Origin of the sequence: Sulfurisoma sediminicola (assembly GCF_003865015.1) — a bacterium.
Taxonomy (GTDB): domain Bacteria; phylum Pseudomonadota; class Gammaproteobacteria; order Burkholderiales; family Rhodocyclaceae; genus Sulfurisoma; species Sulfurisoma sediminicola.
The window spans coordinates 622,312-647,061 of record NZ_BHVV01000001.1 but is presented as its reverse complement, the minus strand read 5'-3'; the positions used below and the strand labels follow the sequence as shown (position 1 = coordinate 647,061).

The 24,750-nt window shown below is 67.2% G+C and carries 26 protein-coding genes; 11 read left to right on the top strand and 15 right to left on the bottom strand.

The genetic code is table 11. The features are described from left to right. Positions 1-23: 23 nt before the first annotated feature. The 9 genes from EJE94_RS03070 to ubiB form a co-directional block, all read right to left on the bottom strand. Complete coding sequence (locus tag EJE94_RS03070; protein WP_121240587.1) at positions 24-266, bottom strand: dodecin family protein; 243 nt, start codon at positions 264-266, stop codon at positions 24-26. Positions 267-346: 80 nt separating this feature from the next. Then, complete coding sequence (locus EJE94_RS03065) at positions 347-1,222, bottom strand: ABC transporter permease (RefSeq protein ID WP_121240585.1); 876 nt, start codon at positions 1,220-1,222, stop codon at positions 347-349. Beyond that, a complete protein-coding gene (locus tag EJE94_RS03060; protein WP_121240002.1) occupies positions 1,219-2,052 on the bottom strand; it encodes an ABC transporter permease in 834 nt (277 codons plus the stop codon). The genes EJE94_RS03065 and EJE94_RS03060 overlap by 4 nt, the downstream gene beginning before the upstream one ends. A gap of 21 nt (positions 2,053-2,073) precedes the next feature. Beyond that, positions 2,074-3,543, bottom strand: a complete 1,470-nt coding sequence (locus EJE94_RS03055) for a sensor domain-containing diguanylate cyclase (protein ID WP_121240001.1) — start codon at positions 3,541-3,543, stop codon at positions 2,074-2,076. 21 nt (positions 3,544-3,564) lie between these two features. Next, complete coding sequence (locus EJE94_RS03050) at positions 3,565-4,650, bottom strand: ABC transporter ATP-binding protein (RefSeq protein ID WP_121240000.1); 1,086 nt, start codon at positions 4,648-4,650, stop codon at positions 3,565-3,567. Positions 4,651-4,653: 3 nt separating this feature from the next. Further along, complete coding sequence (locus EJE94_RS03045; protein ID WP_121239999.1) at positions 4,654-5,373, bottom strand: LrgB family protein; 720 nt, start codon at positions 5,371-5,373, stop codon at positions 4,654-4,656. Next, positions 5,370-5,723 carry a CidA/LrgA family protein gene (locus EJE94_RS03040; protein WP_121239998.1) on the bottom strand — a complete coding sequence of 118 codons (354 nt, stop codon included), beginning with the start codon at positions 5,721-5,723 and terminating at the stop codon, positions 5,370-5,372. The genes EJE94_RS03045 and EJE94_RS03040 overlap by 4 nt, the downstream gene beginning before the upstream one ends. Before the next feature lie 15 nt (positions 5,724-5,738). Then, the gene (locus tag EJE94_RS03035; protein ID WP_121239997.1) at positions 5,739-7,247 is read right to left on the bottom strand and encodes a high affinity choline transporter 1; all 1,509 of its coding nucleotides are present in this window, start codon (positions 7,245-7,247) and stop codon (positions 5,739-5,741) included. A gap of 30 nt (positions 7,248-7,277) precedes the next feature. Further along, positions 7,278-8,813, bottom strand: a complete 1,536-nt coding sequence (ubiB, locus tag EJE94_RS03030; RefSeq protein WP_121239996.1) for a ubiquinone biosynthesis regulatory protein kinase UbiB — start codon at positions 8,811-8,813, stop codon at positions 7,278-7,280. Positions 8,814-8,915: 102 nt separating this feature from the next. On the opposite strand from ubiB, the gene EJE94_RS03025 reads away from it, so the two are divergent. Continuing rightward, on the top strand, positions 8,916-10,064 hold the full coding sequence (locus EJE94_RS03025; protein WP_121240583.1) for a cytochrome-c peroxidase: 1,149 nt from the start codon (positions 8,916-8,918) through the stop codon (positions 10,062-10,064). Positions 10,065-10,068: 4 nt separating this feature from the next. On the opposite strand, the gene EJE94_RS03020 is transcribed toward EJE94_RS03025, so the two are convergent. The 5 genes from EJE94_RS03020 to EJE94_RS03000 form a co-directional block, all read right to left on the bottom strand. Next, positions 10,069-10,578, bottom strand: coding sequence for a peroxiredoxin (locus tag EJE94_RS03020; protein ID WP_121239995.1), 510 nt, complete (start codon positions 10,576-10,578; stop codon positions 10,069-10,071). An 11-nt stretch (positions 10,579-10,589) separates the two neighbouring features. Beyond that, complete coding sequence (locus EJE94_RS03015) at positions 10,590-11,165, bottom strand: DUF3501 family protein (protein ID WP_121239994.1); 576 nt, start codon at positions 11,163-11,165, stop codon at positions 10,590-10,592. A 2-nt stretch (positions 11,166-11,167) separates the two neighbouring features. Beyond that, positions 11,168-12,490, bottom strand: coding sequence for a heterodisulfide reductase-related iron-sulfur binding cluster (locus EJE94_RS03010; protein WP_121239993.1), 1,323 nt, complete (start codon positions 12,488-12,490; stop codon positions 11,168-11,170). Between the two features lie 76 nt (positions 12,491-12,566). Further along, a complete protein-coding gene (locus EJE94_RS03005) occupies positions 12,567-12,983 on the bottom strand; it encodes a rubrerythrin family protein (RefSeq protein ID WP_121239992.1) in 417 nt (138 codons plus the stop codon). Between the two features lie 121 nt (positions 12,984-13,104). Next, positions 13,105-14,061, bottom strand: a complete 957-nt coding sequence (locus tag EJE94_RS03000) for a LysR substrate-binding domain-containing protein (RefSeq protein ID WP_121239991.1) — start codon at positions 14,059-14,061, stop codon at positions 13,105-13,107. 136 nt (positions 14,062-14,197) lie between these two features. Between EJE94_RS03000 and hemP the strand changes: the two genes are divergently transcribed. The 10 genes from hemP (at position 14,198) to EJE94_RS02955 (ending at position 23,843) form a co-directional block, all read left to right on the top strand. Beyond that, entirely contained in the window at positions 14,198-14,386 is a 189-nt protein-coding gene (hemP, locus tag EJE94_RS02995) for a hemin uptake protein HemP (protein ID WP_121239990.1), read from the top strand. A gap of 80 nt (positions 14,387-14,466) precedes the next feature. After that, positions 14,467-15,018: an iron transporter gene (locus EJE94_RS02990; protein WP_121239989.1), complete on the top strand. Its 552-nt coding sequence runs from the start codon at positions 14,467-14,469 to the stop codon at positions 15,016-15,018. A 2-nt stretch (positions 15,019-15,020) separates the two neighbouring features. Then, on the top strand, positions 15,021-16,436 hold the full coding sequence (locus EJE94_RS02985) for a carbohydrate porin (protein ID WP_121239988.1): 1,416 nt from the start codon (positions 15,021-15,023) through the stop codon (positions 16,434-16,436). A 26-nt stretch (positions 16,437-16,462) separates the two neighbouring features. Then, the gene (locus tag EJE94_RS02980; RefSeq protein ID WP_121239987.1) at positions 16,463-16,804 is read left to right on the top strand and encodes a cupredoxin domain-containing protein; all 342 of its coding nucleotides are present in this window, start codon (positions 16,463-16,465) and stop codon (positions 16,802-16,804) included. Next, the gene (locus tag EJE94_RS02975; RefSeq protein ID WP_207855663.1) at positions 16,801-18,459 is read left to right on the top strand and encodes a 4Fe-4S binding protein; all 1,659 of its coding nucleotides are present in this window, start codon (positions 16,801-16,803) and stop codon (positions 18,457-18,459) included. The genes EJE94_RS02980 and EJE94_RS02975 overlap by 4 nt, the downstream gene beginning before the upstream one ends. 205 nt (positions 18,460-18,664) lie before the next feature. Then, positions 18,665-19,234, top strand: coding sequence for an alkyl hydroperoxide reductase subunit C (ahpC, locus tag EJE94_RS02970; protein ID WP_121239986.1), 570 nt, complete (start codon positions 18,665-18,667; stop codon positions 19,232-19,234). Between the two features lie 117 nt (positions 19,235-19,351). Next, positions 19,352-20,929 carry an alkyl hydroperoxide reductase subunit F gene (gene ahpF, locus EJE94_RS02965; RefSeq protein ID WP_121239985.1) on the top strand — a complete coding sequence of 526 codons (1,578 nt, stop codon included), beginning with the start codon at positions 19,352-19,354 and terminating at the stop codon, positions 20,927-20,929. A gap of 105 nt (positions 20,930-21,034) precedes the next feature. Next, on the top strand, positions 21,035-21,175 hold the full coding sequence (locus tag EJE94_RS14560) for a hypothetical protein (protein ID WP_165904744.1): 141 nt from the start codon (positions 21,035-21,037) through the stop codon (positions 21,173-21,175). A 36-nt stretch (positions 21,176-21,211) separates the two neighbouring features. Beyond that, a complete protein-coding gene (katG, locus tag EJE94_RS02960; RefSeq protein ID WP_121239984.1) occupies positions 21,212-23,392 on the top strand; it encodes a catalase/peroxidase HPI in 2,181 nt (726 codons plus the stop codon). Between the two features lie 73 nt (positions 23,393-23,465). Then, on the top strand, positions 23,466-23,843 hold the full coding sequence (locus tag EJE94_RS02955; RefSeq protein ID WP_121239983.1) for a DUF423 domain-containing protein: 378 nt from the start codon (positions 23,466-23,468) through the stop codon (positions 23,841-23,843). Between the two features lie 45 nt (positions 23,844-23,888). On the opposite strand, the gene EJE94_RS02950 is transcribed toward EJE94_RS02955, so the two are convergent. Continuing rightward, positions 23,889-24,695, bottom strand: coding sequence for an ABC transporter ATP-binding protein (locus EJE94_RS02950; RefSeq protein ID WP_121240578.1), 807 nt, complete (start codon positions 24,693-24,695; stop codon positions 23,889-23,891). Between the last annotated feature and the right edge of the window lie 55 nt (positions 24,696-24,750).

The following is a 24,750-nucleotide window of genomic DNA, read 5'->3' as shown; positions in this document are numbered from 1 at the left end:
GGAGAACGGGCGCCGCCGGCCGGTCATTTGGCCTTGGTCTTGGCCTTCTTCTTGGTGTCGGTGTCGTACTTGAAGGAAAGGCTCACCCGCGCGCGGAAAGCCACCACCTCGCCCTTGTCGATCACCGTGTCGAGCTTGGTGATCTCGGCGATGCGCAGGTCGCGAACGCTCAAGCCGGCGGCCTTGACCGCATTCTTCGTCGCATCCTCCCAGGAAGTCTTGCTGGTGCCGACCACTTCGATGATCTTGTAGACGCTATCTCCCATCTCCATCCTCCTTTGTCGTTCGCTTGCGGGATTTTCAGTCTATGCCCGCGGGACGCGAACTTCAACTGCGGCGAGGGACGTCAGCCGTGCCCCTTCAGCACGTCGGGCGCGAAGCGGCTGGCGAAGAAGATCAGCGTCAGCGTCAACGCCATCAGCAGCGTGGACACCGCGTTGACCTCGGGCGTCACCGCGACCTTGATCATGGAGTAGATCTGCAGCGGCAGCGTGCTGACGCCGACGCCGGCGACGAAGAAGGTGATGACGAAGTCGTCGATCGACAGGGTGAAGCTCATGAGGAAGCCGGCGACGAGCGCCGGCAGGATCAGCGGCAGGGTGATGCGGCGGAAGGTGGCCCAGGGCGTGGCGCCGAGGTCGCGCGCGGCCTCGAAGATGCTCTCGTCCATGCCGGCGAGGCGCGCGCGCACGATCACCGCGACGAAGCCGATGGAGAAGGTGATGTGGGCGATCAGTATCGAGACGAAGCCGAGGGTGAGGTCGAGCACCTGGCGGAAGAACAGCAGCAGCGAGACGCCGAGCAGGATCTCCGGCATCGCCACGGGCGTGAGCACCAGCAGCGGCAGCCAGCGGAAGCGGTAGCGGTGCATCGCCAGGCCGGCCATGGCGCCCAGCACGGTCGAGATGGCGGACGACAGCAGCGCGATCAGCACGGAGTTGGCGGCGGCGCGCAGCATCTCGCCGTTGTGCAGCAGTTTCCCGTACCAGCGGAAGGTGAAGCCGACCCATTGCGCGTTGAGCATCGAGTCGTTGAAGGAGAACAGCACCACCACCGCCAGCGGAATATAGAGGAAGGCATAGACGGCGAGCGAGGCGGCCCACAGCCACCATGTGCGCCTTCCCCCCGCCCCCCTTCCCGCGGAAGGGGGTGACGGTTGCTCGCTGCGCTTGAGGGTGATGGCTTGCCCCGCCTTGGGGCGGCCCGGCGGCGGGGCTCTCATGACACCGCCTCCGTGCCGTGCAGCCCGCGCCGCGCGGCCCACGCCGTGATCCCCGCCAGCAGCAAAACCAGCACAGTGAGCAGGATCGACAGCGCCGAGCCGAGCGGCCAGTCGCGGTTGTCGAGGAACTGCTCCTTGATCAGGTTGCCGATGAGGATGTCGCCGGTGCCGCCGAGCAGCTCGGGTACGGCGAACATGCCGAGGACGGGGATGAACACCAGCGCCGAGCCGGAGAAGATGCCGGGCAGCGAGAGCGGGAAGGTCACGCGCCAGAAGCGCGTCCAGGCGCTGGCGCCGAGGTCCTGCGCGGCCTCGAGCAGCGCCGGGTCGTGCTTCTCGAGGTTGGTGTAGAGCGGCAGGATCATGAAGGGCAGGTGCACATAGACCATGCCGACGATCACGGCGGCCGGCGTGTACAGCAGGTTGGCCGGGCCGAGCAGCATGATCCAGGCGTAGATGCGCACGAGGAAGTTGCTGGCGAAGGGCAGGATCACCAGCAGCACCAGCAGGTCGCGCCGCTTCTGCGGACTGCGCGCGATGAGCCAGGCCAGCGGATAGGCGAGCACGATGCAGATCAGCGTGGTGAGCCCGGCGACGACGAAGGAGCGGGCGAAGATCTCCGCGTAAACGATGTCGTCGAGCAGGAAGCGGTAGGCTTCGGCGCCGAGGTCGGCGAGCCCCGTCAGCGGCGCGAGCCCGCCGAACTCGCCCGGCTGGCGCAGGCTGGCCAGCACCACGATCAGCGCAGGCAGCAGGAAGAATACGAGCAGGAACAGCGTCGGCGGCGCGGTGACGAGCCAGCGGGTCGGCCGGGTGCCTGGTGCGTTCATGGCGATCGCACCTGCCTTGCCTCAGCCGGCGGCAGGCGCCGCCGGCGGGTCGGCGACGACCCGGTTGCGGCCGGCATGCTTGGCCCGATAGAGCGCGGCGTCGGCACGATTGAACCACTGGTCGGGTGCTTCGCTGCCGTCGTATTCGGCGACGCCGATGCTGATCGTCGTGCGCAGCGCACGCTCGCCGAGCGGCGCCTGTTCGACGGCCGCGCGCAGTTTCTCGGCGATCCACTCGGCCTCGGACAGGTCGCAGCCGCGCAGCACCAACAGGAACTCCTCGCCGCCCCAGCGCACGGCGATGTCGGACCCGCGCAGGCCGTTGTGCAGCGTCTCGGCGACGCCGCGCAGCGCGGCGTCGCCAGCGAGATGGCCGTAACGGTCGTTGATTTCCTTGAAGTGGTCGACGTCGGCCAGAAGCACCGAGACCGGCCGCGGTTCGCGCCGATATTCGGCCATGACCTTGTCGACGACGATGGCCGAGGCCTGGCGGTTGAGAAGGCCGGTGAGCTTGTCGGTCGCCGCCATCTCCTCCATGCGTCGCTGGTAGCGGCTCAGCACCAGGTGGGTCAGCAACATCACCACCAGCGTCACGGCCAGGCTGATGGCGAGATTGACGTAGAGCGTGCGGCGGATGCCTGCCAGCGCGACGTCCTCGTTCTGCTCGACGAACAGGTACCACTTGAGCTCGGGCAGGTAATTGACGTGGAGAATGTGATTGTCGCCGCCGGCGACGAACTGGTAGGTGCCGTGACGCTCGGCCAGTATCCGGTCGACTAGGTTGCCGACGCCCTCGACCTTGCGCAGCTCGGGGTCGCGATTGAGGCGGGTGCCGAAGACGACGATCCTGCCGCGCTCGTCGACGAAATAGATGGTGCGCTGGAAGCGCTCCTGGTATTCGGAAAGCAGCCGCCGCACGGCATCCACGGTGAGGCCGATGCCGGTGGTGCCGATGTAGTTGCCGCCGAAGTCGAAGACGCGATAGTTGATGAAGATGGTCAGCGCATCCTTGTTGGCGAGGTCCGGATCGACGTTGATCTCGTAGTCCGCCTGCATCTGCCGCACGCGGTAGTACCAGGTGTCGCGCGGTTCGTCGGGGGACACCTTCTTCAGCACGCCCTCGCCGGTGTAGTAGGTCGAGGTGCGGTCCGAGACGAAGAAGCTGCTGAAGGCGCCGTAGCGCTTCCTGACTTCGCCCAGGTAGCGCGCCATGGCGGCGACGTCGTGTTCGCCCTGCAGCACCCAGTCGCGCACGAAGGTGTCGTTGGCCATGGTCGAGGAGACCAGCACCGGCCGCACCAGGTCCTTCTGGATTTCGGAGTAGATGTTGCTCGCGGTCAGCGGCAGGTCCTGGCCGATCAGGGTGTCGCGAATGGCGTGCTTGGAGACGAAGTAGCCGAACAGGGTCGTGGCGAAGAAGCCGGCGGAGAGCAGCAGGCCGAGCAGGAAGAGGAGGCTGCGGCGGTCGAAGAGCGGGAGGTGTCGGGCCATGATGGAAGGGTCAGCTGTGCGTCACGCACGCAAGAATACGCCCGCATCGTGGCGCCAGCAGACGGCGACCGGGTCGCCGACCTCGTGGAACTTGGCGCGTCCCGGCGCGGCGTTGGGCATCAGCGCCTCGATGACGAAGCCGTTGGCGAGCTCGATCTTGTAGTGCGTCACGTCGCCGAGGTAGAGCAGTTCGCGCACCCTGCCCTCGAAGCGATTCTTGAGGTCGGCCGATTCCTTGTGGCCGAAGACGCGCACCAGTTCCGGGCGGAGGGCGAAGGCGCCGCGCTCGCCGGCCTTCAGCGGGCGCAGGTCGGTGGCGGCGATCTGGCCAAGCCCCGGCGCATCGAGCGTCAGCAGCACCTTGCTGGCGGCGGCGACCGCGACCTCGATCAGGTTGATCTTGCCGATGAAGTCGGCGACGAAGCGGTTGGCCGGCTGGGTGTAGAGCGTGTCCGGCTCGTCGCACTGCTCGACGCGGCCGTCCTTCATGACGGCGATGCGATGCGACAGCGCCAGCGCCTCCTGCTGCGCGTGGGTGACGAAGACGAAGGTGATGCCGACGTCGCGCTGCAGCTGGATCAGCTCGCTCTGCATCTCGACGCGCAGCTTGGCGTCGAGCGCACCGAGCGGCTCGTCGAGCAGCAGCAGACGCGGCTTGTTGACGAGGCCGCGCGCCAGCGCCACGCGCTGCTTCTGCCCGCCGGACAGTTCGTGCGGGAAGCTTTCGGCCTTGTCGGTCAGGTACACCAGCGCCAGCGCCTCGCCGACGCGGCGGCGGATCTCGTCGCGCGGCTTGCCGGCCGTCTCCAGCGGGAAGGCGACGTTGCCCGCCACCGTCATGTGCGGAAACAGGGCGTAGCTCTGGAACACCGTGTGCAGCGGCCGCTGCTCGGGCGGGATGCCGGTGAGCGGCCTGCCGTCGAGCAGGATGTCGCCGGCATCGGGCTCGTCGAAGCCCGCGATCATGCGCAGGATCGTGGTCTTGCCGCAACCCGAGGGCCCGAGCAGGGTGAAGAACTCGCCGGCCTCGATGGCCAGCGTCACGTCCTTGACCGCCTCGAGCGCGCCGAAGCGGCGGGTGACGTTGCGGATTTCCAGAAGCGCCACTGCTCAGTTCCAGAGGCGGATCAGCAGCGGCAGCAGCAGCGCGGTGGCCAGGCCGTTGAGTCCCATGGCCAGGGCGGCGAAGGCGCCGGCGGTCTCCGACACCTGGAAAGCGCGCGCGGTGCCGATGCCATGGGCCGCGACACCGACGGCGAAGCCGCGGATGGCGTGATCCTGGCAACCCAGTGCGTTGAACAGGCCGCGCGCCATCACGGCGCCGAGAATGCCGGTGGTGACGACGAGCACGGCGGTGAGCGAGGGCAGGCCGCCGATCTTCTCGGCGATGCCCATGGCGATCGGCGTGGTGACCGATTTCGGCGCCAGCGACAGCAAGGTTTCCTTCGAACCGCCGAGCGTCCAGCCCATGGCGATGGCGGAGACGATGGCCGTCAGCGAACCGGCGACGAGGGCGAGCAATGCCGGTCCGAGTATTTGCTTCAGGCGCGGCAACTGGGCGTAGAGCGGCACCGCCAGCGCCACGGTGGCCGGGCCGAGCAGGAAATGCACGAACTGCGCACCCTCGAAGTAGGTGGCGTAGGGCGTGCCGGTCAGCGTCAGCAACGCAACGATGACGGCCACGGCGATCGCCACCGGATTGGCCAGCGGGTTCATGCCCGAGCGCGAATAGAGCCAGTAGGCGCCCTGGTAGGCGACCAGCGTCAGCGTCAGGCCGAGCAGCGGCGTGGCCGACAGGTAGACCCAGATCTCGTTCAGGCGCGGGGTCATGACGGAGGCTGTTCCTTGCCCCGCAGCAGCAGGCGCAGCACCAGCGCGGTGACGATCAGGGTGAGCGCGGTGCTGGCGACCAGCGCGCCGAGGATCGCCGGCCACTCGCCGCCGATGCGCGCGAAGTGGATCATCACGCCGGCGCCGGCCGGCACGAACAGCAGTGAGAGATGCTGCAGCAGGCCGTTGGCGGTGCTGCGCAGATCGTCGGACACTCCGCCGCGCAGCGCCAGCGTCGCGAACAGCAGCGCCATGCCGATCACCGGCCCGGGCAGCGGCAGGGCGAAGGCATGCGCCAGGATCTCGCCGGCGAGCTGGAACAGCAGCAGCAGCGTGAGCGCACCGATCATGCGGGCGCGCCGGCTTCAGCCGGGCGTGGGGTGGTGATGGACCGGCTCGGCCACATGGTGCGTCTCGGCCGCCACGTGATGCTGCAGCTCGTGCAGCGGCCGCCCCGGCGTCTTGTGGCCGACCCACTGCGGCAAGAGCGAGCCGGCGACCATGCCGAGCAGCGACACGCCGAGTCCGATCAGCTGCGGCGGCACCGGGCTGGCCTCGCCGATCAGCACCTCGATGAGGATCCAGGTGACGAGGCCGCCGAAGGTGGCGGCCAGCGCGCCCTGGGTGGTGCCGCGGTGCCAGAAGATGCCGGCGGCGAGCGGCACGAAGGCGCCGGCCAGCGTGACCTTGTAGGCGTTCTCGACCATCTTGAAGATCGAAGCGTTGGACTTGAGGGCGAAGGCCAGCACCATGCAGGCGAAGACCACCAGGCAGACCCGCATCACGCGCAGGAACTGCCGGTCGCCCATGTGCGGGTAGAAGCCCTTGACCACGTTCTCGGCGAAGGTGACCGACGGAGCCAGTAGCGTCGCCGACGAACAGCTCATGATGGCCGACAGCACGGCGCCGAAGAACAGCACCTGGGCGACGAGCGGCGTGTGTTGCAGGACCAGCGTCGGCAATACCAGCTGGGTGTCCCTGGCCAGCAGGTCGTTGAACAGCGCCGGGTCGATCAGCGTCGCCGAGTAGGCGATGAACATCGGCACGAAGGTGAAGCTGAAGTAGATCGTCGCGCCCAGTATCGAGCCGCCCAGTGCGATCTTCGCGCTCTTCGCCGAAGTGACGCGCTGGAACACGTCCTGCTGCGGAATCGAGCCCAGCATCATGGTCAGCCAGGTGCCGAGGAAGGTCAGCCACAGCCAGGGGTCGGGCGCTGGGAAGAAGTCGAGCTTGCCGGCGGCACGGGCATGGTCGATCACCGCCGTGGCGCCACCGCCGACTTTTCCGCTGACCGTCCAGGCGATGAACAGCAGGCCACCCATCGACACCGTCATCTGCACGAAGTCGAGGATGGCCACCGAGAACATGCCGCCGAAGGTGGTGTAGGTGAGCACGATGGCGGCGCCGAGGATCATGCCCGCCTCCTGGCTGACTGCGCCGTCGGTGACGACGAAGAAGATCAGCCCCAGCGCCTTGATCTGCGCCGCCACCCAGCCGAGGTAGGAGAGCACGATGCAGATGGTGGTGACGACCTCGACCGTGCGGTTGTAGCGCATGCGGTAGAAGTCGCCCAGCGTCAGGATGTTGAGCTTGTAGAGGTAGCGCGAGAAGAGGATGCCGGCGATGATCAGGCACATCGACGAGCCGAAGGGATCGGCGACGACGCCGGTCAGGCCATCCTTGACGAAGGTGGCCGAGACGCCGAACACGGCCTCGGCGCCGAACCAGGTGGCGAACACCGTGGCGGTGACCACGGGCAGCGGCAGCGAACGGCCGGCGACGGCGAAGTCCTTGGCGTTATGGACGCGGGTCGCGGCCAGCAGGCCGATGCCGACGGAGACGAGCAGGTAGAGGATGACGAACCAGAGCAGCATCGGGAGCCTCGACGGCGGGAGTCGCGCGGATTATAGCGAGAGGCCCACCCCGAGAAGCACTGCGAGCAGGGCGGCAATCAGTGCCATCAGCCAGGTTTGTCGCTTCTGCTCGGCGGTGAGCCGCGCCACCTCCTCGGCCAGCCGGGCGTGGCTGTCGCGCGCCAGTGCCTGGTGGGCCAGGCGCGGCAATGCGGGCAGCAGCGCGGCCCATTGCGGCGCCTCGGCCTTGAGGTGGTTGAGCAGGCCGCGCCAGCCGATCTGTTCCGACATCCAGCGCTCGAGGAAGGGCTTGGCGGTCTGCCACAGGTCGAGCTCGGGGTCGAGCTGGCGGCCGAGTCCCTCGATGTTGAGCAGGGTCTTCTGCAGCAGCACCAGCTGCGGCTGGATCTCGACGTTGAAGCGGCGCGAGGTCTGGAACAGGCGCAGCAGCACGTGGCCGAAGGAGATTTCCTTCAGCGGCCGGTCGAAGATCGGCTCGCACACCGCGCGCACGGCGGCTTCCAGCTCGTCGACGCGCGTCTCCGGCGGCACCCAGCCGGACTCGATGTGCGCCTCGGCGACGCGGTGGTAGTCGCGCTGGAAGAAGGCGAGGAAGTTGATCGCGAGGTAGCGCTTGTCGACCTCGTTGAGCGTGCCCATGATGCCGAAGTCGAGCGCGATGTAGGCGTTGAAGGTGGCCGGATCGGTCGAGACGAAGATGTTGCCCGGGTGCATGTCGGCGTGGAAGAAGCCGTCGCGGAAGATCTGGGTGAAGAATATCTCGACCCCGGTGCGCGACAGCACCTTAAGGTCGAGGCCGGCCTCGCGCAGGCGGTCGATCTGGCCGATCGGCACGCCGCTCATGCGGCTCATCACCATCACCGAGTGGCGGCACCAGTCCCAGTGAACCTCGGGCACCAGCAGCACCTTGGAGTCGGCGAAGTTGCGGCGCAGCTGCGAGCAGTTGGAGGCTTCCCGCATCAGGTCGAGCTCGTCGTGCAGGTGCTTTTCGAACTCGGCCACCACCTCGCGCGGCTTGAGGCGCCTGCCGTCGGACCAGAGCTTTTCGAGCAGCCAGGCCATGGTGTCGAGCAGGGCGATGTCATGGGCGATCACCGGTGAGATGCCGGGGCGCAGGATCTTGACCGCGACTTCCTTGCCGTCGGGCAGGGTGGCGAAATGCACCTGGGCCACCGAAGCCGAGGCCACCGGCTCGCGGGAGAACGAGGCGAAGACCCCGTTGTCTCCCGTGACCGGCCTGCCGTAGGCCTTCTCCAGCTCGGCGATGGCCAGATCCGAGGGGAAGGGCGGCACGCGGTCCTGCAGCTTCTCCAGCTCGTCGGCGATGTCCTCGGGCATCAGGTCGCGCCGCGTCGACAGCACCTGGCCGAACTTGACGAAGATCGGCCCCAGCGCCTCGAGCGCCAGGCGCAGGCGCTGCGCGCGCGGCGCCGTGATGTCGCGCCAGAAGAACAGCGCATGGGCGAAGCGCACCAGGCGGCCCGACGGTTCGTGCTCGAGGATGAGCTCGTCGAGGCCGTAGCGGATGCCGACGCGGATGATCTTGGCGAGACGGAGGATGCGCATGGGACGGGCCGTGCTGTGGGGCGCCTAGTCTATCGCCCTTGGCCACTCCCCGAAAGATTCCCGGCGCTTGGTATGCTTGCGGCCATCGCTGAAGGAACCGCCATGAAACGTTACACCCTCGGGCTGACCGCTCTGGCCGCTTTCGGTCTGGTGACCCAGGCGTCCGGCGAGGACGCGGCGGCCAGCGCCAAGGCGCAACTCGGGCGCCTGCTGTTCTTCGACGCCACCCTGTCGGAGCCGGCCGGCCAGTCCTGCGCCAGCTGCCACGAACCGACCGCCGCCTTCACCGATCCGGACAGGTCCAAGCCGACCTCGAAGGGCGTACATCGAGAGCGCTTCGGCAACCGCAACACGCCGTCGGCGATGTACATGGCCTTCTCGCCGGCCTTCCATTTCGACAAGGAGGAGGGACACTACGTCGGCGGCCAGTTCTGGGACGGCCGCGCGGCGACCCTCGAGGAGCAGGCCAGGGCACCCTTCCTCGATCCGGTCGAGATGGCCAACCCGGACAGTCGCGCGGTGGTGGAGAAGGTGCGGCGCGCGGCCTACGCCGGCCAGTTCGACGCGGCCTTCGGCAAGGGTGCGCTGGACGACACCGATCGCGCCTACGGCGCCATCGTCGGCGCCATCGCCGCCTTCGAGCGCACGGCCGAGTTCGCGCCTTTCACTTCCAAGCACGATGCCTGGCTGCAGGGCAGGGCCAGGCTCAGCGCGCAGGAGCTGCGCGGCCTGCGGCTCTTCAACGACGAGAAGAAGGGCAACTGCGCCGCCTGCCACCCGAGCCAGCGCCGGCCCGACGGCGGTCTGCCGCTGTTCACCGATTTCACCTACGACAACCTCGGCGTGCCGAGGAATCCCGACAATCCCTTCTATGCACAGGCCAGGGCCCACAATCCGGCGGGTGCGAAGTTCATCGATCGGGGGCTCGGCGGCTTCGTCAGGAAGGGCGCGGAGGACGGCAAGTTCAAGGTGCCGACGCTGCGCAACATCGCGCGCACGGCGCCCTACATGCACAACGGCTACTTCAAGACGCTGCGCGGCGTGGTCGCCTTCTACAACGATCGCGACGTGCGTCCCGCCTGCAAGGGCGAGGCGAGCGAAGCCGAAGCGTTGCGCCGCGGCTGCTGGCCGAAGCCCGAGGTGGCACGCAATGTGAACAGGAAAGAACTGGGGCGCCTCGGCCTGACGGAGCAGGAGATCGACGACATCGCCGCCTTCATGCTGACGCTGTCCGACGGCTTCCAGCCGTGATCGCTTAGCCGATCTGGGCGAGCAGGGTGGCGGCGTCGGAAACCTTGAACTCGCCGGGTCCTTCGACGTTGAGCTGCTTGATCACGCCGTCTTCGACCAGCATGGAGAAGCGTTGCAGGCGCACCCCCATGCCGCGCGCCGAGAGGTCCATGTCGAGACCGAGGGCGCGGGCCCAGGCGGCATTGCCGTCCGCCAGCATGCGCACGCGGCCGCCGACCTTCTGCGCATGGCCCCAGGCGCCCATGACGAAGGCGTCGTTGGTGGCGACGCACCAGATCTCGTCCACGCCCCTGGCCTTGAGCGCGTCGTGCTGCGCCAGGTAGCCGGGCAGGTGCTTGGCAGAGCAGGTCGGCGTGTAGGCGCCGGGCAGGGCGAAGATGGCGATGCGTTTTCCCGCGACCGCGCCATCGACATCGACTTCCGTGGGGTTCATGGGGCAGCCGGCGGCCTCGTCGAACTCGACGGCCTCGTTGAGCTTGCCGCCGGGCAGCTTGTCTCCGGTCTTCACTGTCATGACACTCTCCTCTAGTTAAGATCGCCGGCGAGCGAATCGCGCACGGCGGGCGGCACGGTGACCTCGGCCTGGTACTGCGGATGGTCGATGCCGGCGCGGATGGCGGCGCCGGCCTTGGCCGCCGCGACCATCTCGGGCGTCAGCTCGAAGCGCAGGAAATGCACGGCGGAGGTCTTGTCCTCGGTCTCGCGGTCGAGATCCTCGTTGGCGATCGGATGGATGCGGGCGAAGTCGGCTACCTGCACCCAGATGGCCTTCTCGATGCCGATAAGTTTCGCGAGCGCCCGTTTGCGTTCATCTTCGTTCGGGTACTCCACCATGAAGGTGGCCTTCCAGTTGCTGCCGTCCGGGATCAGCGGGTTGTAGACGTCGAGCTCTTCCTGGATCAGCTCCGGCTCGAACATGCGTTCGAGGCGCAGCATTTCCTGCACCTGGTACTGCATGGTCAACGCATCCTCGAAGTAGAGGGTGGCGTTGGGACCGAGCGCCAGCTGGCGGTTCTTCTTGTGGGCAATGACCCTGGCCCGGAACTCGGGCCGGAGGCGATGGTATTGCTCGAGGCTGTAGAGGTCGGCGTGAGTCAGCATGGTCAGATTCCGTAGGCTTTCTTCAGCAGGGTCATGGGATGCTCGGGCGAGGAACCGTCGGCGCGGGCATGGGCGATGTGGTGGCCGGCCATGGCGCAATCCGAACCGTAGTGGTCGGGCTTGGCCTGATTGACGCGACCCACCACCGGCTTGACGATCTTCATCGCGAACTCGTGGAACTCCTTCTTCACCGCGTAGGTGCCGTCGTGGCCCGAGCAGCGCTCGATGACGTCGACCTCGGTGCCCGGCACCAGAGCCAGCGCCTCCCGGGTCTTCGGCCCGATGTTCTGCACCCGCTGGTGGCAGGCCGAATGCAGCGCGACCTTGCCCAGCTGCTGCTTGAAGTCGGTCCTGAGCTTGCCTTCCTTCTGGCGCAGCATCAGGTACTCGAAGGGGTCGTAGAAGGCGTTCTTGACCTTCTGCACGTCCGGGTCGTCGGGGAACATCAGCGGCAGTTCCTGCTTGAACATCAGCACGCAGGAGGGGATCAGCGCGGTAAGGTCCCAGCCTTCATCGACGAGTTTCGCGAGCACCGGGATGTTGCCTTCCTTGGCCGCCTTCACCGATTCGAGGTCACCGAGTTCGAGCTTGGGCATGCCGCAGCAGCGCTCCTTCTCGGCGATGGTGACGGGGATGCCGTTGTGCTCGAACACGGCCACCAGGTCCTCGCCGGGGCCGGGTTCGTTGCGGTTCATGTAGCAGGTGGCGAACAGTGCCACCTTGCCGGTGGTCCTGCCGGCGGGCTCGCCCGGGGTGGCGGGGTCGAGCTGCTTGAAGCGGCTCCTCAGCGACTTCGGCGAGAACTCGGGCAGCCAGGCATCGGCATGGATGCCGGCGACGGCCTCGAGCGCCTTGCGCGCGACGCCGACCTTGTTCACCGCATTGACGGTCTGGGCGACGATGGGGATGCCGACGAACTTGCCGACGATGTCGGTGCTGGTCAGGACCTCGTCGCGCAGCTTGGAACCCTTCCGATAGGCCACGGCCTTGGCGCGCAGCATCAGGTGGGGGAAGTCGAGGTTCCACTCATGCGGCGGCACGTAGGGGCACTTGGTCATGTAGCACAGGTCGCAGAGGTAGCAGTGATCCACGACCTGCCAGTAGTCTTCTTTCTTGATGCCGTCGACTTCCATGGTCGGGGAAGCATCGACGAGGTCGAACAGCGAGGGGAAGGATTGGCACAGGCTCACGCAGCGGCGGCAGCCGTGGCAGATGTCGAAGACGCGTTCCATCTCGTGGTAGAGCGCCTCCTCGCTGTAGAACTCCGGGTTCTGCCAGTCGAGCGCGTGACGGGTCGGGGCCTCGAGATTGCCTTCGCGTGCCATGTCGTTCTCCCTTTTTTGTCTTGTCTTGACGAAAAAACGGCCGTCCAAGCTCCGCCCGGACGGCCGTAACTGCTGCTTAGCCCAGTTCGTTCAGGGCCTTCTGGTAGCGGTTGGCGTGCGAGCGCTCGGCCTTGGCCAATGTCTCGAACCAGTCCGCGACTTCGTCGAAACCTTCGGCACGGGCGTCCTTGGCCATGCCCGGGTACATGTCCGTGTACTCGTGGGTCTCGCCGGCGACGGCGGACTTGAGGTTGTCGGCGGTGGCGCCGAAGGGCAGGCCGGTGGCGGGGTCGCCGCACTGCTCGAGGTACTCGAGGTGGCCGTGGGCGTGGCCGGTCTCGCCTTCCGCGGTGGAACGGAACAGCGCGGCGACATCGGCGTAACCCTCGACGTCGGCCTTGTTTGCGAAGTACAGGTAGCGACGGTTGGCTTGGGATTCGCCGGCGAAGGCGTCCTTCAAATGCTTTTCGGTTTTGCTGCCTTTGAGTTGCATGGTCAAGCTCCTCTCAACGTTGAAGTTTCGGCAAGACAAACACGGCGACTCGCGTCACACGCAACCTGCCTTGACGCCCCTACTTTAGAACCCGCTGGCGATGAAGGGAAATTGAAATTTACTAAGCGACCGATAGCTGGCCGCTATCCCCGGATCGGCGCGTCGCGACCAGTCGGGTGCCGGGCAGCTTGCAATCGAGCAGGGCGCGGCGCACCACTTCGACGGCCTGGTGGCGCGGGTAGCTGGCTCGCCAGACCAGGCCGACGCGGCGCGTCGGATGCGGCTCGCGGAACGGCCGCACCCGCAGCAGCGGATCCCTGGCCGAAATGTCGTCGACGGCCGAGGCCGGCATCACGGTGACGCCGACGCCGCTGGCCACCATGTGACGGATGGTTTCGAGCGAGCTGCCCTCGAGGACGTGGGGCGAAACGCCGGACTGGCGGCTGGCCCTGGCGCAGAGGTCGAGCACCTGGTCGCGGAAGCAGTTGCCGGCGCCGAGCATCAGCAGTTGCGCCTCCAGCAGTTCGGAAATCTCGATGGCCTTTTCCCTGGCCCACGGGTGGTTCGCCGGCGTCAGCACACGGAACTGCTCGTCGTAGACCGGCTGCGCCACCAGGCCCGGCTCATCGACCGGCAGCGCCAGGATGGCGAGGTCGAGCTCGGTGCTCTTCACCTTCTCGATCAGGCGGTGGGTGAAGTTCTCCTCGAGGATCAGCGGCATCGCCGGCGCGCTCTGCTTGACCAGCGGCACCAGGCGCGGCAGCAGCCAGGGCGCGATGGTGTAGATGACGCCGATGCGCAACGGCCCGGCCAGGGGGTCCTTGCCGGCCGAGGCGATCTCGGCCAGCTGCGCGGCTTCGGCCAGTACCTTCTCGGCCTGGGCGACGATGCGCACGCCGATCGGGGTGACGCGCACCTCCTGCGGCGAGCGCTCGAACAATGCGACGCCGAGCTGCTCCTCGAGTTTCTTCACCGCCACCGACAGCGTCGGCTGCGAGACAAAACATTTCTCGGCGGCGCGGCCGAAGTGGCGCTCGCGGGCGAGGGCGACGATGTAGCGCAGGTCGGTGAGGGTCATGGCGGTTATGAAGGCGTGATTGCTTCAGGCTATTGTTGAAATCCTGTCGATTGTTTATAGCATGTGACTAAAAAATTTCAAACATGAGAATGATTCTCATATACAATGCGAATCATTCTCAATAGTGAGGTCATGCATGCAGCCCAGGGATCCGCTCCAGCCGTCGATTGCCGCCTGTCGGACGGGCGCGGCCAAGGCGGGTGCACCCCTGTGCCTGGATGCCGCGGCGCTGTTCGCGACGGGACGCGAGGTGCGTATCGTCCATGCTGGAGAAGTCTACCTTCTGCGCCTGACGCGCCAGAACAAGCTGATCCTGACCAAGTAGCGCTTTTCCAGCCAGCCAGCGGCTCCGTCCGGAGCGGCGAGCCAGCCAAAGACCCGAGTTTCGCACTTTGGAGGTTCGCCATGCCGCACCCGTTTCGCCTGACCCTGCTGGCCGTCCTGGCCGGTGTTTCCCTCGATGCCGCCGCCCTCGAATACCCGATCGGCGCGCCGCAGAACCTCGCCGGCATGGAGGTGGGCGCGGTCTATCTGCAGGCGATCGACATGGAGCCCGAAGGCCACATGAAGAAGGCCGCGGAATCCGACATCCACCTCGAGGCCGACATCCATGCGCTGGCCAACAACCCCAACGGTTTCCCCGAGGGCTTCTGGATGCCCTACCTGCTCGTGAAATACGAACTGACCAAGGTCGGCGGCAGCGAGGTCATCAAGGGCGACATGATGCCCATGGTCGCCAGCGACGGCCCGCATTACGGCGACAACGTCAAGCTCAAGGGTCCGGGCAAGTACCGGGTCAGGTTCGTCATCTACCCGCCCACCGCCAAGGAAAACGCCGCCGGCAACCACTTCGGCCGCCACACCGACCGCGCCACCGGTGTGCGCCCCTGGTTCAAGCCGGTCGAGGCCGAGTGGGAATTCACCTACGCCGGCGTCGGCAAGAAGGGCGGGTACTGATCATGCGCAGGCCCATGATCGCCGCCCTCGTGGCGGCGGGGCTGGCCGCGCCGGCGATTGCCGACGACACGACCGCGCTGCGCGCCGAACTGCAGCGCCTCGCCGACCGCATCGAGGCGCTCGAGAAGCAGAACAAGGACATGGAGAAGGCTCTCGCCACGGAGCGCCTCAGCGAGAAGGAGCCCGAGGTCGTCACCCGCCTCAAGGCAGTCGAATTCCAGACCCTGTCGATGCAGAAGCAGGCGCGCCAGATCGAATACCTCGAGGGCATCAGCGTCGGCGCCAGCCTCGCCGGCGTCTGGCAGGAAGCCGGCGCCGGCGCCACTTCGAGTCGACAGCGCGAATCGCTCGCCAACTATCGCGGCGACCTCTCGGTCACGCTGCCCGGCGGCACGATGGGCGATGCCGAGGGCAAGATCTTCACTCACCTGCGCTTCGGCCAGGGCAACGGCGTCGCACTCAAGCCCACCTTCACCGGCACGCCGAACACGACCGCCTTCGAGATCGGCAGCACACCGGCCGACGATTCCTTCGCCATCCTTGCCCAGGCCTGGTACCAGTTGAAGATTCCGCTGGTCGGCGACGCCGCCAAGCGGGACGCGCGGGAGCACATCCACGTGACGGCCGGCAAGATCGACCCCTTCGTCTTCTTCGACCAGAACGCCATCGCCGACGACGAAACGACGCGCTTCATGAACAACGTCTTCGTGCACAACCCGCTGCTCGACTCGGGCGGCGATATCGGTGCCGATGCCTACGGCTTCGCCCCGGGGGCGGTGTTCCAGTATGTCAACGAGCAGAACAAGGGAGCGGAGTGGACGCTGTCGCTGGGAGTGTTCGGCAGCGCCGGCGGCGCGAACTTCACCGATTCGCCGGCGCATCCCCTGCTGATCGCGCAGGCCGAGACCAATGCGCGCTTCGCCTACCTGCCCGGCACCTATCGCGCCTATCTCTGGAACAACGGCCGCGGCGTCGACTGGGACGGCGCGATCCGCAACCACTCGGGCATCGGCGTCTCGGCCAACCAGAAGGTCGCCGACGCGCTGACCCTGTTCGGCCGCTACGGACACCAATGGGGCGGCCGCGTGCGCTTCGATCGCGCGCTGACCCTCGGCGGCGAGTTCGACGGCAGCGGCTGGAGCCGCGCCGCCGACGGCCTTGGCATCGCCTTCGGCGTGGCGAGCGCCTCGACCTTCCTGCGCAACGAAGCGGCGGTGGCCGATGCCGATGGCGACGGCGTGCCCGATCTCGGCTACCGGCCGAGCGGCTCCGAAAAACAGATGGAGATCTACTACCGATGGAAGTTGAACAAGAACGTCGACCTGTCGCCCGACTACCAGTTGATCCGCCGGCCCGCCGCCAACGGCGCGGCCGAGCAGATCCACGTGATCGGCCTGCGCGCCCGGCTGGGGATCTGACGCTGCCGGCCGCCCTGAGCCGCGTGATGCCTCACGTCCTGCTGGTGCTGGCGCTCTGGCTCGGCCTGGGCTGGGCCAGCGACGGCCGTGCCCAGGCCGCGCCGCTGCCGTCGTTCACGCTCACCGTGACGGACGGCGTGTTCAGCCCGCAACGGCTCGAGGTGCCCGCCGGGCAGCGTATCAGGATCGTGCTGAAGAACCAGGGTCCGGGCCCGCTCGAGTTCGAGAACGCCGAGATGAACATCGAGAAGATCCTCGCCGCCGGCGCCGAATCCTTCGTCGTGCTGCCGAAGCTGCAGCAGGGCGAGTACGCGTTCGTCGACGAGTACAACATGGTCACCGGCGTGATGACGGTCGTCGCCATATGAACACCCGAGCGGTCGCGATCACCTTCCATGCGCGCCAGCCCGCGCGCTCCACGCGCCTCGCGCGCCTCGGCGACTGGATGGCGGCCCGCCGGCGCGCGATCCTCGCCGTGCAGTGGGTCATCGTGATCTTCTATGTCGTGCTGGTGGCGCTGCCGGCCTTCCTGCCGCACCCGAATCCCGAGGCGCGGCTGTTCTCGGGCGACATGGGCGCTTCCAGCTTCATCGATCCCAACTACTGCATGACGCCGCTCGACGGCCAGGCGCCGCGCCTGGCATTGCAGGACAAGGCGCCCACCGTCGCGCTCTGGCACGAGCGGCTGGTGCTGCTCGCCCAGTACCTGTTCTGGGGCGTCTGGTGGCCCTTCGTCATCCTCTCCATCATGCTGGTCGGCCGCGTCTGGTGCGGCGTGCTCTGTCCGGAAGGCGCGCTGGCCGAGTTCGCCAGCCGCCACGGCCGCGGCCTCGCGATTCCCCGGTGGATCCGCTGGGGCGGCTGGCCATTCGTCGCCTTCGTGCTGACCACCGTCTACGGCCAGTTGATCAGCGTCTACGAATACCCGCAGGCGGCGCTGCTGGTTCTCGGCGGCTCGACGGTCGCGGCCGTCGGCATCGGCTACCTCTACGGCAAGGGCAAGCGTGTCTGGTGCCGCTACCTCTGCCCGGTCTCGGGAGTGTTCGCGCTGCTTTCGCGCCTGGCGCCCGTGCATTTCAAGGTCGACCGCGAGCAATGGAACCGCTACCCGAGACGCACCGCTGCCGTCGACTGCGCGCCGCTGCTCAATGTCAAGAAGCTGCCCGGCATGGCGCAGTGCCACGCCTGCGGTCGCTGCAGCGGGCATCGTGACGCCGTCGAGCTGGCTGTGCGTTCGCCCAGCGCCGAGATCCTCGGCGGCGAGCCGCCGCGCACCGTCGAGGCGCTGCTGCTGCTGTTCGGCATGCTCGGCGTCGCCGTCGGCGCCTTCCAGTGGACGGTGAGCCCGTGGTTCGTCAGGCTCAAGCAGGGCGCCGCCGAATGGCTGGTGGCGCGCGACATCTACTGGCCGCTCGAGGAAAGCCCGGCCTGGTGGCTGCTCACGCGCTACCCGGCGGCCAACGACATCTTCACCTGGCTCGACGGCATGGCGATCCTCGCCTGGATTTTCGGCGTGGCGAAGGTGCTGGGCGGCACGGCATTCCTGGCCGTTGCGGGCGCGGCGAAACTCGCGCGCATGGACTGGCGGCGCCTCGCGCTCGGACTCGTGCCGCTCGCCGGCGTCGGCCTGTTTCTCGGCCTGTCGATGATGACCGCCACCCACCTGCGCGCGGAAGGGCTGTCGCCGGCATGGTTGCCCGGCCTGCGCGCCGCGCTGCTCGCCCTCGGCGTCGCGTGGTCGGCCTGGCTGGGCTGGCGCCTTATAAAAGTCGGCGGTGATGCCGAAGCGCGGAGCAGGGGCCACGCATGCGGGGATGCGACCGCGGAGGCGGATGCGGCGACCACGGCTTCGGATCTCGGCGCCGCACATCCCGCTCGTGGCCCCTTTGCCCCCACTGCGTGGGGCACCCTCCGCTGCGAGTGGTCGCGCGGCACGCCGGCGAAGATGCTGGCCGGCCTGCTCTGGCTCGCGCCGCTCGCCCTGATCGCCGCCAACTGGTGGCTGATCTTCTTCGTCTGGTGACCGGCTAGCCGGCTCGCCTCCCCCTGCCAGGAAGATCGCTCGCAGCCGGCGTTTCGCCCGGCGGAGCCCTATGTTCCTGATGATAGTGGCCGGCTATCGAATAAATCGCAACAATCAATTGGAGTAATTGATTGGGCGCCTCCATCATTCGCTCCGTCGCAACAAATTTCAACCCGATTCTTTCAAACCACTCAGGAGCAAACCCATGAACACCACCCTCATCAACACCGAAGTCCAGCCCTTCAAGGCCACCGCCTACTACAACGGCAGGTTCGTCGACGTCACCGAAGCCTCGCTCAAGGGCGAGTGGACGGTGATGTTCTTCTACCCCGCCGACTTCACCTTCGTCTGCCCGACCGAGCTCGGCGACATGGCCGACCACTATGCCGAGTTCCAGAAGCTCGGCGTCGAGATCTACGCCGTGTCCACCGACACCCACTTCACCCATAAGGCCTGGCACGACAGCTCCGAGACCATCGGCAAGATCAAGTTCCCGATGATCGGCGACCCCACCGGCGCCATCACCCGCAGCTTCGGCGTGATGATCGAGGAAGCCGGCCTGGCCGAGCGCGGCACCTTTGTCATGGACCCGCAGGGCCGGATCCAGAGCATCGAGGTCAACGCCGGCGGCGTCGGCCGCGACGCGTCTGAGCTGCTACGCAAGATCAAGGCCGCGCAGTACGTCGCCGCCCACCCGGGCGAGGTCTGCCCGGCCAAGTGGAAGGAAGGCGATGCCACGCTGGCGCCCTCGCTCGACCTGGTCGGCAAGATCTAAGAACCAACCCCAACCATTCCGCCCCGGCGATCCCGGGGCGGGATTGCAGCGGCAAGGCGCTCAGGGTCACGAACCCGCGGCTGCCTTCCCAGTGCAATCAAATCACCGGAGACCGTCATGCTCGACGCCAACATCAAGGCCCAACTCGCCACCTACCTCGAAAAACTGCAGCAGCCGATCGAACTCGTCGCTTCGCCGGACGCCAGCGACGCCTCGCGCCAGATGAGCGAACTGCTCGCCGACATCGCCGCGCTCTCGCCCAAGGTCATGGTGCGCGAGGATGGCAGCGACGAGCGCCGCCCATCCTTCTCCATCGGCCGCCCCGGCGAAGCCCATCGCATCCGCTTCGCCGGCCTGCCCATGGGCCACGAATTCACCTCGCTGATCCTCGCCCTGCTACAGACCGGCGGCCATCCGCCCAAGGTCGATGCCGCCTTGATCGAGCAGATCAAGCGCATTCCCGGCCAGTTCCGTTTCGAGACCTTCATCTCGTTGTCCTGCCACAACTGCCCCGACGTGGTGCAGGCGCTCAACCTGATGGCCGTGCTCAATCCCGGCGTCGACAGCGTGATGATCGACGGCGCCCTGTTCCAGAAGGAAGTCGAGGCGCGCCAGATCATGGCCGTGCCGGTGGTCTACCTGAACGGCGAGGTCTTCGGCCAGGGCCGCATGACCCTCGAGGAGATCGTCGCCAGGCTCGACACCGGCGCGGCCGCGCGCGAGGCGGAAAAGCTCTCGGCCCGCGATCCCTTCGACGTGCTCGTCGTCGGCGGCGGCCCGGCCGGCGCCGCGGCGGCCATCTACGCCGCGCGCAAGGGCATCCGCACCGGCGTCGTCGCCGAGCGCTTCGGCGGCCAGGTGCTCGACACGCTGGCGATCGAGAACTTCATCTCGGTGCAGCACACCGAGGGGCCCAAGCTCGCCGCCGCGCTCGAGCAGCACGTCCGGGAATACGAGGTCGACATCATGAACCTGCAGCGCGCCGCCGCGCTGGTTCCGGCCGACTCGGCCGCAGGCATGCATGAGGTGAAGCTCGCCAGCGGCGCCATGCTCAAGACGAAGACCGTGATCCTCGCCACCGGCGCGCGCTGGCGCGAGATGAACGTGCCCGGCGAGCAGGAGTACAAGGCCAAGGGTGTCTGCTTCTGCCCGCACTGCGACGGCCCGTTGTTCAAGGGCAAGCGCGTCGCGGTGATCGGCGGCGGCAACTCCGGCGTCGAGGCGGCGATCGACCTCGCCGGCATCGTCGGCCATGTCACCCTGCTCGAGTTCGACAGCAGGCTGCGCGCCGACGCCGTGCTCCAGGCCAAGTTGAAGAGCCTGCCCAACGTCACGGTGATCGTCAGCGCCCAGACCACCGAGGTCGTCGGCGACGGCCACAAGGTCACCGGCCTCGCCTACACGGACCGCGCGAGCGGAGCGAGCCACCGCGTCGAACTCGAGGGCATCTTCGTGCAGATCGGCCTGTTGCCGAACACCGACTGGCTCAAGGGCACGCTGAAGCTCTCGCGCTTCGGCGAGATCGAGGTCGATGCGCGCGGCCAGACCTCCGTGCCCGGCGTCTTCGCCGCCGGCGACGCGACGACCGTGCCCTACAAGCAGATCATCATCGCCATGGGCGAGGGTGCCAAGGCCAGCCTCTCGGCCTTCGACCACCTGATCCGCACGCCGGCGCCGGTGGCGCTGGCCGCGTGATAGCGGGGCACTATCCATCGATTCGCAATATGCAATTGGATTGATGAATCGCTCGCGCCTACCATGCAAAGCGTAGTCACCCTCACTCATCGAAAGGAGCCCGCCATGAATTCCGCCAAGCACGCGATCGCCGCCCGCCCGTTCCATGCCGCCGCGGGTCGGGCCCGTTTCGTCGCCGGCGTTGGCGTCGCGGTGACCGGCGCAGCCCTCTGGCTCGCCGACCTTTCCCGCCACCTCGTCGCCTGATCAATCGAACACTTCGTCAACACTGGAGGAAATGCCATGAGCAACGCAGCCCAATGCCCGTTTCACGCGCAGCACGGTGCCCGCACCACGGCCGCCGCGCAGTCGAATGCCGACTGGTGGCCGAACCAGCTGAACCTCAAGATTCTGCACCAGCACGGTTGCAAGTCTAATCCGCTGGGCAAGGATTTCAACTATGCCGAGGAGTTCAGGAAGCTCGACCTGGCCGCGCTGAAGAAGGACCTCACCGCGCTGATGACCGACTCGCAGGACTGGTGGCCGGCCGACTGGGGCCACTACGGCGGCCTGTTCATCCGCATGGCCTGGCACAGCGCCGGCACCTACCGCATCTCCGACGGGCGCGGCGGCGCCGGCCACGGCAACCAGCGCTTCGCGCCGGTCAATAGCTGGCCCGACAACGTCAACCTCGACAAGGCGCGCCGCCTGCTGTGGCCGATCAAGCAGAAGTACGGCAACAGGATTTCCTGGGCCGATCTCTTCATCCTCACCGGCAACGTGGCGCTGGAATCGATGGGCTTCAAGACTTTCGGCTTCGCCGGCGGTCGCGAGGACATCTGGGAACCGGAAGAGGACGTTTACTGGGGCGGCGAAGCCGAGTGGCTTGGCGACAAGCGCTACAGCGGCGAGCGCGAGCTCGAGAACCCGCTGGCCGCCGTGCAGATGGGCCTGATCTACGTGAACCCCGAAGGGCCGAACGGCCAGCCGGACGTGCTCGCCTCCGGGCGCGACATCCGCGAGACCTTTCGCCGCATGGCGATGGACGACGAGGAGACCGTCGCGCTGGTCGCCGGCGGCCACACCTTCGGCAAGTGCCATGGAGCGGGCGATGCAAAACTGGTCGGCCCCGAGCCCGAAGCCGCGTCGCTCGAACAGATGGGCCTGGGCTGGAAGAACGCCCTCGGCAGCGGAAAGGGAGGCGACACCACCAGCAGCGGCATCGAAGGCGCCTGGACGCCGAACCCGACTCAATGGGACAACGGCTACTTCGACATGCTCTTCGGCTACGACTGGAACCTGGTCAAGAGCCCGGCCGGCGCCTGGCAGTGGGTGCCGGCGAACGTGGCCGACAAGGACCTGGCGCCGGCCGCGCACGACCCGTCGAAGAAGGTCACGACCATCATGACCACGGCCGACCTCGCGCTGCGCATGGACCCGATCTACGGCCCCATCTCGCGCCGCTTCCGCAAGGACCCGCAGGCCTTCGCCGACGCCTTCGCCCGCGCCTGGTTCAAGCTGACCCACCGCGACCTCGGTCCGCGCTCGCGCTATCTCGGCGCGGAGGTGCCGGCCGAAGTGCTGGTGTGGCAGGATCCGGTGCCCGCCGTCGATCATCCCCTGATCGACGCCAAGGACATCGCCGACCTCAAGGCGAAGATCCTCGCCACCGGCCTGCCGGTCTCCGAGCTGGTGTCGACCGCCTGGGCCTCGGCATCGACCTTCCGTGGCTCCGACAAGCGCGGCGGCGCCAACGGCGCGCGCATCCGCCTCGCCCCGCAGAAGGACTGGGAAGCCAACCAGCCCGCACAGTTGGCCAAGGTGCTGGCCGCGCTCGAAGGCGTCCGGAAAGCCTTCGGCAAGAAGGTCTCGCTCGCCGACCTGATCGTGCTGGGCGGCTGCGCCGCCGTCGAGCAGGCCGCCAGGGCCGCCGGACATGCCATCGAGGTGCCCTTCACGCCGGGCCGTACCGATGCGTCGCAGGAACAGACCGACGTCACGTCCTTCGCCGTGCTCGAACCCGTCGCCGACGGCTTCCGCAACTTCATCAAGGCCGGATCCTCCGGCGTGCGGTCCGAAGAACGGCTGCTCGACAAGGCGCAGCTCCTGACGCTCACGGCGCCGGAGATGACCGTCCTCATCGGCGGCCTGCGCGCCCTGAACGCCAATGTCGGCCAGTCGGCGCACGGCGTGTTCACCACGCGCCCCGGCGTGCTGAGCTACGACTTCTTCGTCAATGTTCTCGACATGGGCACGGTGTGGACACCGACCTCCGAGGCGAGCGAAGTGTTCGAAGGCCGCGATCGCGCGACGGGCAAGGCGAAGTGGACCGCGACGCGCGTCGATCTCGTCTTCGGTTCGAACTCGCAGCTGCGGGCACTGGCAGAGGTCTATGCGCAGGACGACATGCAGGAGAAATTCGTGCGCGAGTTCGTCGCCGCGTGGGACAAGGTGATGAACCTCGATCGCTTCGATTTGAGGTGAAATAGTGGCCTGAGGCAGGTGGCGGCGCGGCGAACGCCGTGTCGCCACAGCCGACTTTTTTCTGGAAGCCACCATGCCACTGCCTGCGAGACTCTTCCTCTTCCTGGGTGCCGTGAGCGCCGCGATATCCGTCGCCCTTGGCGCGGCCGCCGCACACAAGCTGGGGGGCATGCCGGCCGGCGCCCAGTCATGGTTCCATACGGCGCTGCAGTATCACCAGTTTCACGCCCTGGGGCTGGTCGCCGTCGGCCTGATCGCAGCCCATCGCCCGGCCTCGCGCTGGATCACCGCGGCGGGCGTGCTCATGATCGTCGGCACGCTGCTGTTCTCCGGCAACCTCTACCTGCGCAGCCTCGCCGACTTCCACGCGCTGCACGCCGTCACGCCCCTCGGCGGCGGCACCTTCATCCTCGGCTGGCTGGCGCTGGCGATCGGAGCGATCAGGAAGTGAGCGCTTGCGGAAAGTGCCATCCGCAGGCGTGAAACAGGGGCTCTCTCAGGCGAGCCCGAGGTCTTCGCGATAGGGGGCGCTTTGCATGTGGAAGGCCACCGGCCCGGTCGGCTGGGCATGCAGGAACTGGACGACGAAGGGTGCAGCGGAAGCCAGCAGCTCCGGCGCCGTCCCCTCGGCTTGCACCAGGCCATCGTGCAGAAGATAGGCGTAGTCGACGACCTTCAAGGATTCCGAGACGTCGTAGGTCACGACGATGGAGGTCACCCGCAGCGCATCGTTGAGGCGCCGGATCAGCTGGGCGATCACGTTCAGGGAGATGGGGTCGAGCCCGGCGAAAGGCTCGTCGTACATGGTCAACATCGGATCCAGGGCGATCGCCCGGGCCAGTGCCACCCTGCGCGCCATGCCGCCCGACAGCTCGTTGGGCATCAGGTGGGTCGTGCCGCGCAGGCCGACCGCATGCAGTTTCATCAGGACGAGGTCGTGGATCAGCTCTTCCGGCAGGTCGGTGCGCTCGCGCATGGGGAAGGCGATGTTGTCGAATACCGACATGTCGCTAAACAGGCCGCCGGCCTGGAACATCAGGCCCATGCTTCGCCGCAGCTCGTAGAGGCCGCGCTGGTCCAGCTCATGCACGACCTGGCCATTCACCCGAATGCGTCCGCGTTGCGGCTTCAGCTGCCCGCCGATCAGCCGCAGTAGCGTGCTCTTGCCGGACCCGCCGACGCCGAGGACCGCCACGACCTTGCCGCGGGGGATCTTCAGGTTGACGCCATTGAAGACCTTGCGCTCACCAAAGGAGAAGTGAAGGTCCTCGATTTCGATCAGCGATTCGGATTCGTGCCCCATGCCTGCCATTCCTTCGTGCCGCGACCGTCGCCGGAAGACGATTTCGTCTGCGGAG